General features: G+C 37.4%; 9 protein-coding genes. All 9 read right to left on the bottom strand.

Annotation, left to right across the window (positions count from 1 at the left end):
• Positions 1-16: 16 nt before the first annotated feature.
• A complete protein-coding gene (locus tag HMPREF1150_RS08155; RefSeq protein ID WP_009659449.1) occupies positions 17-862 on the bottom strand; it encodes a DUF4300 family protein in 846 nt (281 codons plus the stop codon).
• Positions 863-896: 34 nt separating this feature from the next.
• Positions 897-1,439, bottom strand: a complete 543-nt coding sequence (locus HMPREF1150_RS08160; RefSeq protein WP_009659396.1) for a ClbS/DfsB family four-helix bundle protein — start codon at positions 1,437-1,439, stop codon at positions 897-899.
• Between the two features lie 58 nt (positions 1,440-1,497).
• On the bottom strand, positions 1,498-1,995 hold the full coding sequence (locus HMPREF1150_RS08165; RefSeq protein ID WP_009659457.1) for a hypothetical protein: 498 nt from the start codon (positions 1,993-1,995) through the stop codon (positions 1,498-1,500).
• Positions 1,996-2,081: 86 nt separating this feature from the next.
• Positions 2,082-3,839, bottom strand: coding sequence for a glycoside hydrolase family 13 protein (locus tag HMPREF1150_RS08170; RefSeq protein ID WP_009659411.1), 1,758 nt, complete (start codon positions 3,837-3,839; stop codon positions 2,082-2,084).
• A gap of 282 nt (positions 3,840-4,121) precedes the next feature.
• The gene (locus HMPREF1150_RS08175; protein ID WP_009659367.1) at positions 4,122-4,793 is read right to left on the bottom strand and encodes a CPBP family intramembrane glutamic endopeptidase; all 672 of its coding nucleotides are present in this window, start codon (positions 4,791-4,793) and stop codon (positions 4,122-4,124) included.
• A gap of 194 nt (positions 4,794-4,987) precedes the next feature.
• Positions 4,988-6,529, bottom strand: a complete 1,542-nt coding sequence (locus HMPREF1150_RS08180) for an ABC transporter ATP-binding protein (protein WP_009659432.1) — start codon at positions 6,527-6,529, stop codon at positions 4,988-4,990.
• Positions 6,530-7,060: 531 nt separating this feature from the next.
• A complete protein-coding gene (locus tag HMPREF1150_RS08185; protein WP_009659384.1) occupies positions 7,061-9,019 on the bottom strand; it encodes a DUF2075 domain-containing protein in 1,959 nt (652 codons plus the stop codon).
• Between the two features lie 10 nt (positions 9,020-9,029).
• Complete coding sequence (locus HMPREF1150_RS08190) at positions 9,030-10,640, bottom strand: DNA cytosine methyltransferase (protein WP_009659402.1); 1,611 nt, start codon at positions 10,638-10,640, stop codon at positions 9,030-9,032.
• Positions 10,641-10,652: 12 nt separating this feature from the next.
• The gene (locus HMPREF1150_RS08195; protein WP_009659376.1) at positions 10,653-12,734 is read right to left on the bottom strand and encodes an AIPR family protein; all 2,082 of its coding nucleotides are present in this window, start codon (positions 12,732-12,734) and stop codon (positions 10,653-10,655) included.
• Between the last annotated feature and the right edge of the window lie 15 nt (positions 12,735-12,749).

Below are 12,749 nucleotides of genomic sequence, written 5' to 3'. Positions count from 1 at the left end.
TACTAACTGAAGCACACTACTTACCCTCTACCCACTTATCATTGTCCATGATAAAGGGCTTGGCCAAACCTTCCCCTGTGTAGTTCTTATATTTGGTCTGCAAGTATTTGTAGACATCTTCCTTGGTCGCAAATTTGATTGCCTGATAAGGCTCTTCAAATGTCAGCTTTTCGATAAATAAGTAGCCATCTTTATCTGGAACCAAGACGCCGACATGCCCTACAAAGAGAGAATCACCATCAAGATTATCGTGGACAATGACTGAAAGCATTCGAGCCTTTTCATTAAACTTGAACTGTTTGAAGTATTCCTCCATCTTCTTAGCATGGACTTTGACATCTTGAGTCGCTTCAGTCTTAACTCTTGAAAACAGAATATTAAAATCTTCCTTATCTTTTGCATCAAAGAGCTTCCCCTTGTCAATCGAATCATTATCTATGAACAAGAGTTCGTCATCTTTTTCGATTTGAGGGATTTCGATGCTATTTTTCAGCAAAGTATAAGTATTAATCCGACAATTTGTTCCGATAAAATCGCCCTTTTTTGCCTGCCATAGAGGATTGATTTTTTCTACGTCATATTCTGTTTTGGTAAACTTAGTGAAATCGCCCCTTAATCCAGTAGAACCAACAAGTCCATTGTAGTCATTGACTAGATTAACAAAGTTATCGACACTGTCTTTATCCAAGTCGGCTGCTAACAAACTCCTCACTTCTTCGACACTCTTTTTACTGTTTAGATTTGAATAAGTCGATGTATTTTGACTTGTTTCTTTATTTTTCTGCGAACTAGCGCATGCCACCAGTCCAAAAGCCATAACTAGACAGGCGCAGGACATGATTATTTTGCTGTATTTTTTCATATTTTATTCTTCTCCACTACTCGTATTCAATTAACTATTTTGCTTTACAATTTTTCTGATGAGCCTTCAACTTTTTCATGGCCCAGTCATAATGGCTGGAAGTAGCACTTACAAAATAGGAACCTAATACAGTCCCTCCAACCCATTTATAGACATTTTTTGAAAATAATTCTTGATTTGTAAATGTGTCTGCCAACTCCAAAACATCTTGATGCGATTTCTGAAACAGCTGAGTTGCCTCTTTTAGAGAAGTCTTTTGATGCTTCTGCCAAAATTCCAGATTCAGCTCTCCATAAGTCTTCCAGTTATAGGGCGCAGGAAGAAAGGGCTGCTCTTGACCCTTTTGATTGGAATGCACCCAATTCAACAAGAGCTGATGCCATTCATAGAGGTGAATCAAAACATCTCTTACATTTTTATCTCGTCTCCAATGGGGCTCTTTCTTCTTTGCATCCCGAGAAAAATCAAAAGGCGTATTTAACTCTTCATCAGACAATTTGGAAATGAGAGTTTGTAACTTCTCATAGTTTTCCTTAGCAGCTAGCATCAAATCTTCTTTAGTTTTCGGTCTAGGCATAAGATTGCACTCCTTGCATCTTTCGGCTCTTGGAAATCATTTTGCTAATACTTAGCATTTATAGGATTTTCTCAATTTCCTTTGCTATTTTACTCTTTTTCAATTTCCTATGTCGAAAGTATCTCCATAAAACAGCAGGATTCAAGCTGTATGACAATTGCAATTGATAGTAATTTACCCACTCTATAAGAGCAAACATCCAAATCCCTAAAGAAATGAACAATATGGAAAATTCTCCGTGATTCAATAATATCACAAAAATTCCCGTAGCTAGTAAAATAAAATCCAATTTCTTCAATATCTTGTAAATTTGTCCTGTATACTTTTCAGCAAATCCTGGATTGGAAATCCTCTTGATTAAAATCAACCAAAAAACGGAACCCTGTATCAAGATAAAAGTTAGGAGAAACAAGGAGAAGGAAATAGAAATGAAGGCTTTAGTAGTAAGAATCCACTTTTTAAGCAGAAAAAAATTCATCCAAAATACTAAAACAGCGACCAACTCCCCACTAGCTAGATTAATCAACTTTTTCTTCAGAAGTCCTTTTGATTTCATCTTACACCACCATGAAAAAATTCTAACACTTTTAAAGAAGGAATTTTTAAGACCTTGTTTGTTCGGATTCCTTTATTTCTATTCCATTACTTTTTAGACTCATCACAATAAACTACAAATCCCTTTGGTAAGATGACAAGTTTCTCGTCATCAGTTTGGCATCGACTCACCAAATCAGCTGAATCTCTGTCTAAGAGATAATTCTCTTTGGACTGATTAAAAATGGCTCGGATTGCTTGATGATCATGTTGCCATTCTAAAGCCAGCGCATCAGGAGCGATTTCTTCTAGACTATATCTCCCATGCTGAATGATATCCGCAACAACCTTGCGAAGCTGAATCAAGTTTTTCATAAAATTGAGCATGTCATTACTATCGGACACCCTATCCCAAGGCATAACCCGTCTACAATCCGGATCCATACCTCCGCCCAATTCTAGCTCAGTCCCATAATAAATACAAGGCGTTCCCCTTTGTAAAAAGAGAAAGGCGAGTGCGGATTTGACAAGCTGGATATCTCCTTGAGCTGTCGTCAAGATGCGCTCTGTATCATGCGAATCCAAGAGATTGAACATGACCTCAGAAATCTGCTGCTTGTAGTACATGGACTGGCAGTTAATCTCAGCTATGAATTGACTGGTCTTCTTGCTCCTGCTCAAAAAGTAGTCCTTGATACTATCGGATAGAGGATAGTTCATGACCGCGTGAAACTCATCTCCATTTAACCAAGGCTGAGACGTATGCCAAACCTCTCCAAGAATATAAAGGTCAGGCTTTTTGGCCAAAACAGCCTTGCGGAAATCTCGCCAGAATTGATGATCAACTTCATTGGCCACATCCAGCCGCCAAGCATCAATGTCAAAATGTTCAATCCAATAGGTCGCAACGCTTAAGAGATAGTCTTTCACCTCAGGATTTGCCGTGTTTAACTTAGGCATATAGCTGGCAAAGGCAAAGGTATGATAAGGGAGTTCTTTGGGATTCATAAGCTTGTCATTCATCACTGGGAACTTTTGAATGTGGAACCAGTCTTTGTAAGCTGACTTTTCACCGTGCTTGAGAACATCCTGCCATTGAGCGGATTGATCGCCAATATGATTGAAAACCGCATCCAGCATGACCTTCATCCCACGCAGATGAGCTTGCTCCACCAGTTGACGGAAAGTCTCCTTGTTCCCAAAGTATCGATCAATTTCAAAGTAATCCGTCGTATTGTACTTGTGATTACTTGGCGATTCAAAGATGGGACAGAGGTAAAGCCCTGTAATGCCCAAGTCTTGCAAATAATCCAGATGGTCAATAATCCCCTGTAAATCCCCACCAAAGAAATCCGTAGTCTTAGGACTGATAGCAGCATTCCAAGATAACGCTCCCTCTGGCGAAAGTTCAGCATTTCCATTGGCAAATCGTTCTGGGAAAATCTGATACCAGACCGTTTTTGAAACCCAATCAGGAACCTGGCAGCCGTCAATTTCGTGAATATAAGGGAGTTTAAATCTGTTGCCCTCTAAAGCAAGGTTTTCTGGACTATTGTCAGTGAAACCTTTATCTCCATACAAGACGCTTTGACCTTCTTTATCCTTAAGCTCAAACAAATACTGAATCCGAGCAAAGCGCACAGAGACTGCTACTTGCCAATAATCAAATAAGGCATCAGAGGTCACTTTGACCATCTCTTTCACATCTTCATAAGAATCCTCAAGAAAAATAAAGGGATCGCCATAGTGCAAAACGATTTTCTCTACATCATCTTTCTTAGTCCTAATTCTGATATGCACTTGACCTTCTTTATAAAGATAGGCATACTCCGACTCCGGTCTATGATAAATGGCTGTTAATTCCATATTTTTATCTCCTAAATATTTCTATTTCTTAAAGTCGCTTCAAATTTATGCAAACGATTCCATAGACTAGCCCTAGTATACTATTTTAAAAAAAGGATTGCAAGCTATGGGCTAGTTTATGAGCAAGTTAAAAAGCCTTGGAGACAAGGCTTTTAGTTATTCAAGTTTTTAGAAAGATTCCTTACTTTTCTAAATCAAGTCATCTAGCCGACTTTTACTGATAGTGACCATTACTGTCCTAAAATGAAAATTTTTTATTAGCTAGATGACATTAAAACCTTTCTAGCTATACATCATTAGCAAAAGAATTCCTGTTGCATTGCCGATAATATGAGAAAGTGCAGAAATCAAACAATTACCAGACTTTTTATAAATCATTGCATAGATGATACTATCAACAAAAATCATGAAAATATCGTAGCTTACAAGTCCAACGCTTCCACTAGAAATATGGGCTATCGCAAACAATAAAGAAGACAGAATGGCACAAAGCCAAAATGGTAGAATTCTCATTGACTTACCAAGAAAGAAACCTCTCCATGCAATTTCTTCCCCAAAGGCTGCGATTATTATTTGAATCATAAGGAGTGGTATTTTATCGAAGGACAACATACCATCCGTTCTTCCCAAAACATGACTAGCAAAAGCACCCTTAAATACCATATCGCCGATAAGCAAAGTTGCTGCAGCAGATCCTACAGGAAGCAAGACCAAAAGAATTACTCCTTGTTTTTTCAGATCATCGAAAAATGATTTAAAGCGCAAACCTGATTCTATATGTGTTTTTTTATCAAAATGTTCAAGAACAAAGAAAAAGAGAATACCAATCAGTACAGTGAGACCTGATAAAGAAAGTTCAGATATTATCTTTGTCAAAGACAACACTGCCATTAGAAACAAACCAATGATTGTAGTATAAAAATACTTTCTATCTATTTTAGCAGAATCAGTCAAAACAATATTCCTCCTTGATTTAGTACGACGTCATCAATATTTTTTTATCGAACAATATAAATTCCAATCTCCAAATCGGAATCAATATTATTGTATATTATAAATGGGAAAAAAGCTAATCATCTTATTTTCCAACCCACAAAAAGAAAAAAAGAGTGGCCTCTGCCACTCCTTTCTGAAATCTATGCATCCAGCTATCTCTCCAATTTTATCACCTTATCATAGCGTTTCAAGTCCTCTTCGCTATAGTGATGAATCACTTCTACGACTGCTTGTGGGAAAGAGAAGAGAAGCTGACTGATTTTCTCTTGATTTTTAAGATCCAGATTGGCCTTGACCTCATCAGCCAGGATAAATTGGCGATTGTGATAGAGCGCGCGGGCAATTTCTAGCCGCTGCTTCTCACCACCTGAAAGGGTTTGGTTGCTGGGTGTTTTGCCTTGGAGAGCTTTCAGACCGGTTTGCTGCAGGATCTCCTCCATCCTAACGGAATCCAATTCTTGTCCCAAAGCAATATTTCCCTCTAGACTCAAACCATCAAAGACATGACTGGACTGGAGAATGTAGGCTCCTGCCTGATAAAGTTCATCCGAGCTTAGCTCTTGTCCATGGTAGCGAATCCGACCTTGACTAGGCTTGATTTCACCATAGATTAGGTTCAATAAGGTTGTTTTCCCAGACCCACTTTCTCCGATAATGGCAATCTTTTCTCCTTCCTCAATGGTAAGATCGCAAGGGGCTAAGATTTCTTGGCCATCACACTCTACTCTGACTTGCTCTAGCTGGATAGGAAAGACGGAACCTTCAAGAGCAGAAGGCTTTGTCAACTCCTCTCCCAGCAGTTTTTGATATTTATCACAGAGAGACTTGGCTGATTTTCTAGTATTGATAAAGTAAGATAGCTCCTGAAATTGGTAGCCGATATTATGCGATACTAGGTAAATTCCAACAAAGCTGGCTGCAGATAGGTAGTTATAATAAGTCATGAAACCACCAATGACAATAGGAGCGACCGAGCAAAAGGCATCAATCCCATTGATAAAGAGACTGTTTAAAGTCCGTTGCTTTTCATAGGCGATTTCTTGATCTAAAGCCTTGTGCAAATCTTTGGAAAAAAGATTGTAAAACAAGCTTTGTCCCCGATAATGCCGTATGGAACGAGCACCCGCAATCATATTGGTCACTTGAGAGACATAGCCCTGGTTAGCCATGGACTTGTGCTTAGTAATCGTATCCAAGCGTTTAGAGCCAATTCCACTGCAAAGAACCGGTATCGAATAAAAAATGATAAAGAGCAAGCCGAGATAAAAATTAGTCCAGAGAGCATAACAGATAGAGACGGTTGTAAATCCCAAAGAAGAAATGATAATGACAGTAGGCTCAATATAATTATCTTCTAGCTGTTTCACATCATTTTCCAGGTCGGACAAAACCTCTTCATCCGCTATCCGACGGCTATATAAGAAAGTCTGAAAGATGGCCTGCTTAATGCCCGACTTAAAGTCCGTCAGCACTCGTGCATAGTAATAGCGTTTCCCCGCCAAACCCAGCAAGAGAATCAAATTCCCCACAATCCCCCAAGTCAAGACCTGCCACAGCAAATGCAACTGGTGATTGGTAAAACTAGAGACAATATACTGAATCAAAGCTGGTGTAATGACAGCCTCCAGCCAAGTAATCATAATCGCCACAAAATAGAAGAATAAATACTTTTTAGTTACATAAGATCTAAGCATAGCGTATAAACCTCCTGAAGTTATTTACCAACTTAGATGGTCGTTTTTATGTAGACGGGGATATAAGGAGTTAAAAATCCTTTCACTAAAGGTTTCTAGCCTTTTACGAGCAGAGCAACACACTCAACCTGGCACGATACCTGCGAATTGATGTCAAAATAGGCTTCTGTATGCGTAAACATATCATATCAATTAGGGAACAGGTCAACGCTTCCTGAATATCCACTTTTACACTTTCCAAGGTACAGGAAAAATGTGATTTTTGACAACCATATCAAGGTCTTGTCTGTTGAAGTATTCGGGAAACAGTCTATACGTACCGCATGCTACTATAATCATTCCGCCACTTTTATGTACTAGCACCTTGCCACTGTCTCAAGACTCTTGAGTTTGTGGCCACTGGTACTTGCACATATTTTTCTTTGTAGCTATCGACCTATTTTCACTGATGGGCCAATACACTCCACGAGGTCGAGTTGCTGGATTTCAAGGTCTCAACCCCTATATCCGTTTGAATATTATTAATAGATTCTAAATTTCTTCAATACCTGTTTTTTTCAAATATTGAAAAGTTCTATCGTAATAAATACTGTTTCTTGATGGATCTTCATCTGATCCTTCTGGAACATATATGATCAATCCCTGTCGTGCTCTGGTTAGTAAAACTCGATAAGCATTTTTTAGATATCTCTTCCTTTGCTCCTTATTGACATGATTCCAATTCGTACCCCTAAACTTGAAATAATCAAAACCTTTTGTCGTATATCTAAAATCAGCATCCCATGCTAGTATCGCGTAATCAACTTCTAAACCTTGTACTTTAAATTCTGACGCTGCCACTTCTAAGTAATATGATGAGTCAACATTATCCTTTCCATTCAAAAACCATCCAACATGATTTATAGTTGATGGAACCCATATACCTTCAGCTCTTAATCTTTTTCCCTCTGAGCTTGCTAAAAGCCCATACCTTTCTGTTCCACGAGCCTGATTTTTCACCCATTTTTTTGCTATCTCTAAATCACGTGTAATGTAAATTGGATATGATTGCTTAAGCTCGCAATAAACTCCATGAGCATCTTCCGCTCTTTCATCTAATAAAAGTTTTACGAAAAGAGCTAATTTTTCACTCCTAAACGAACGTAATGAAACTCCTAAATGCAAATCTGGAATGCTACGATACTCTCGTCCATGCAACAACGTCGATATATCTGATTCACCTACATATTCTGTATCTGTAATTTTATCTGACAGATATATCTTCCAGTCTGAATAATTATCAGATAAAGTTTTAAACCAATCCTGAATTCCTGCCTCTCCGTTATATATTTCCTGTCCCCCACCTACAAGACAAACTATAACAGACCAATCTTTATGTCGATCCATAATACTAATCAGAAATTCCGGCTCTGATTGATTAAAATCAGGAATTCCTTTTTTGCGCTTCATAAAATCAGTGAGCGATTCTTCATCCCATGATCTTTGGGCCTCATCAAAAATTGCCACATTCTCTACAGGTGCTATGTCTGTTGTCAAAGCATCATCTCTAAGCTTATGAATAATTTGAATAAAAGCTTTTGTTTCTCTAAGAGCATTTTTCTTAGTTATTCCTTCTCTCTCTGCGCGATCTATCGCAAGCGCATTTTGCAAAACATCAACCAGCGGACCATTTCCTGAAAGAAAAACAGCATGTTCATCTTCATTAAAACGATGACGTTCATTCGCTATATTTAATCCAGCAAGTGTTTTTCCAGCACCAGGGACACCTGTAACAAAGCATATAGCTTTTTCATTATTCTTCTTACACTGATCAATTATATTAGAAATTGTCTCTGTTGTAATCGTTAAATTTTTTGCACCAGCATCATTCCTAGAAATATCTTCAACACCATGTTTTCTATACAATGCCTGCGCAGCCTCAATGATGGTCGGTGTCGGAGCATATCTTGAATTTATCCATTCCAGTGCAGATAAAGATGTGTCATTAATTCTTGAAATAACTTCTCGAATAGTACTGCCAATATTATTTTTATTACAAAAAAGTGTGTTATAAATATTATCTGTCATACAGTAATATTCATTCTGTTTTCCTACAGCCCTTGTTGAAACATTGATAGGAACAAGATACCTAGTCCCACTTTTATCATGAAAGTATTTCAAATCCAACGCATAATCCATCACCTGATCGCTGGTAGATTTCTTGTACTCTTTATCTCCTACCTTAAACTCTAGAAGAAAAATAATTCCATTTATTATGCATATCACATCTACCCTATGTCCCATTCTAGGAATGCTATATTCGAAAATAATATCACCTTGCAAAAACTCGACTAATTGTTCCTTTAAAATTTGAATTTCAGATCTCCAAGCCATCTTTTGGAGATCAGTAGTTTCAAACTCATCATTAATCAATAATTGGCCGAGAACACGCTCATCATCCTCTAATATAAAGTTGTTTATAGAATTAAAATAATATGCTCTTCGACTCATAAATATCTCCTTATTTCTGTGATAATGCTTTATTTAGCTGACTTGCCAATTTCTTTGCTATCGCTTTTGCCATTATAGGCGGCACCGCATTTCCTACTTGCTGATATTGCTTATCCTTTGTCCCACAAAAAATGAAACTATCAGGAAATGTCTGCAAACGCGCCGCTTCTCTTATACTTACTGCTCTGTCTTTTGTTGGATGTACCCACATTGATTTCCGCACATTTACTACAGTACCGGATGGCTCATCATATTTTAAGCGAAGATATATTGTATTCTGCGTTTTTGTAACATCTGTATATGTATTTGTTTTCATTTCATCAGATAGGGAATGAAAATTTTGTCCCTGATCTAATGCCTTAAATCGCTCCATAGCTGTTGGTGTCGTTTTAGTTATTATATGATTATGTAATATCTCCGAGTCGCGAAGTGTCTGTGCTAACTCACTTAAGTTAGATTTAGCTTGTAACTTCACGCCGCTTTTATCATCGGACACATTATAGACCGGCTCAACATCCTCCAAATCTTTAATTGCATCCTCAACTGTCCAATATGGTCCGTCTTTATATTTTCCTTCTGGAAGTTTTACTTCATCTGTAATATCTTTACGAATACCCATTACTACAAAACGCATTCTTTTTTGTGGAGCGCCAAATTGTGTTGCGGATAGAACATCTGACGAAATAGCATATCCTTCGTCATCATCGCCCCCTTGTAGCTTTGCCTTTAAATAATCAAAAACGGCATATGAACGTATATTTGCTATCAGCCCTTTATTGTCGATATAGCTATCAACTACAATATCATTTTCGAATATCTCCTGTGCTTTACTTATCATTCTTTGATACATAATGGCTGGTTCAATTAATACCTTAATCTGAGAATCATCTATTTTCCCAGCGTAAAAATCAAGCATTGCATTAAACGCAACCCTATCAGCAGCAATGATGAAATCATCCTCATCACCCTCTGTGTGCTTCTCTGATATTTTTATCAAACGCGATCTATGTTTTTCTAATACATCTTTAAATTTAGTTGTATTCTTAGACGCTTTATAGATAACATTCAATTCGAGATAGTCGAAATCATCCCATTTATATCGATCCAATTCTTGCTCAGATTGCACAATATTAATTGCTTCATCGAACATAAACTCAGCATCAAGTAGAGCCAACTCTGTATTGGCAGTTTCAATCACATTACTATCCACCAATTCTCGATCATCTTCACATAAGTAAAATCTGTGTACATCTGATCTCAGCATACTCACATTTTCCATTACAAATGCCTTGGGCCTTAATTCCAAAATTGCTCTAATATACTGTTTCACAAGTGAATTATTCTGGCTAATTGCATGATTTTTTTGCCTATTCGCATTAGAAAACCCCTGACATGGTGGTCCTCCAATCACAACATCTATATCGCCGTATTTTTCTTTTATTTCTGCATAGTTAGCATCTCTAACATCGCCAAACACATCAACTCCAGGATGATTTTTCTTATAAGTTTCCTGCATGGCTGGGTTAAACTCATATGCAACTTTTATTTCAAATTTTTTTGTTTGCGTAAATCCCAGGCTCAATCCCCCGGCACCCGCAAACAAATCTATTGTATTAAACATAGTTCCTCCATCTTACGCTTCAGTATTAAAGCCTTCTTCGGAGGCTTTGCGTAGCAACGCAAGTAAGCGTTTGCATTGATAAGTGTTTGGTATTTTATCAGGTATTTTACATACAATCGCTAATGCAGACACATCCGTAGGTGTAACCATATGATTTCTGACAACAAATTCTGATAGTCGCATCCACATTTCTACAGGATAATTAACTACCGTTGTCTGAGCTTGAATTTCATTTACAACCTTTTGCTCTTTCTTAGCTGATTTCTGCGCCGCCTTCTGTTCATCTATAGTAATTAAACAATTTTCAATATCCTCAGGAATATCAATATGAATTTTCTTTACATCTTCCCAGCAATCATTTCTCTTACACCACTGAGTAACATTTGCAACTTTTCTTGACGGATCAGTTATTCGAAGAAGGACTAACTCAGCCAATGCAATTAAAACTGTTCCCACTTGTTCCGGTACACTCTGTCTATTCCATATCAGCATTAAATCAAGTTCCTGGCCCTGATATTGACTATGCAATAATCTTCTAAATTGCGCCAAAGTGTAATATATGATATTTGCACGATATCCACCTTCGTACCAAGGTTGCTTTGGTATTATCTTCTCTAAATATTGGAACAAAAGAATTAACGCTGAGGTTGTTTGGAAATATCTCTCGTTAAACTGCTCTTCGTTTGTGTTCCATTGATCATCTATGTATTCTGCAAACGAATTAAAATTGGTCTGAGCACCTTTACTTACAATTTGTGGAAATCCTCTCCATGTATTTTGCACCTTTGCAAGGTCTGTTTTCTTAATCACCCTGTTCTTAGGATGTTGTAGTTCAAATTGTTTTTTCTTTGCAGGTGTCAGGCGCATTTGTTCTTGCAGATATTGCCCTCTCGCTCTTTCATAAAACCACTTTGTTTCATACTGCGCACCTTCTGACGCCGGTGCAAATAAATGTCTTGAAATTTGCTCCATACGACGGTGAAAAGGGTGAGATGCAAAAAAATCTGCGTCACTAACCTTATTCTGGCTATTTGAAGATCTAGAAATATTCCTGATCAACTCATCTGACTCTTCTGGTGTAGATTCATCAATTGAAGTCAATTTCATTTGTACAAAAATAGATGACAAATCTGCTTTATCCTTGTATCTTGCATTTGAAATAGATGCCGTCGTCTGTCCTCCATTAATTATCTGAAAATCCCTGACATATGTAATAAATTTTCCATGGTTTGTATCTTCTATCTTTACATCCATTGCAGTTGCTGATATTCCATTATTAAATGCAAAAAACATCTGAGGATTGCTCAGAATAGTCCCTCTTATTTTCTTATTTACTGCTACTTTAGTAGATAAAAATGATCTAACATTTCCCTCCAAAAGCTTACTGCCGTATTTATCATATATATCAGCCAAGACAATTCCAGGAATTACCCCTAAATAGCTACTATACTGTTCTGTAGATGCAGAGCTAGCTTCTATACACGGAATGCCCTCTCCACAATATTCCTTAAAATCAATCTCAATAATCTGACGACCTTGTTCTGAACAGCAGACTCTGAACAAACGATCAATATCCCAAATTTGGCCTTCTACCGGAATAGCATTATACTCATCAATTTCTACTGTCTTTATAGCAGCACTCATATCTGCATCAGTAAATACAAGAAAACGATATTTGCGAATTGTATTTTTTTTATACCTTAAGAAATCTACTAAATCTGCACATGGCGTACTCATCTCTATTTCTTGGTATAAATTAGTTGTCAGTGCTGTATCAAGAAATTTCATAAGCAAGCCAAAATCCTTATTTGCAGCTGTTCCTGTAAGTCGGCGTTCCAAATCATTACCATCAAAATCAGCAATGATAAGATTCATTGTATTATCAAATTCATCGTATACATATCCGTCTACTCTATAATTACTACGCCCACTTTTTCCTTTATAGAAAGACGGTGTGAAATCAGATAACGCCTCAGCATCAATTAGATACTGCGCCATATTATCTACAAAGGATGCACATGATCCTTCTCCAGTAACTGCTGCTGCAGTTTTTATACTCTCTATAAAATCTTTTTTAAATTCTGTAGAATCCATGCTAACATCCTCCCA

It is taken from the genome of Streptococcus sp. AS14 (assembly GCF_000286495.1).
Lineage (GTDB): Bacteria > Bacillota > Bacilli > Lactobacillales > Streptococcaceae > Streptococcus > Streptococcus sanguinis_P.
This window is presented reverse-complemented; position numbering and strand designations above follow the sequence as displayed.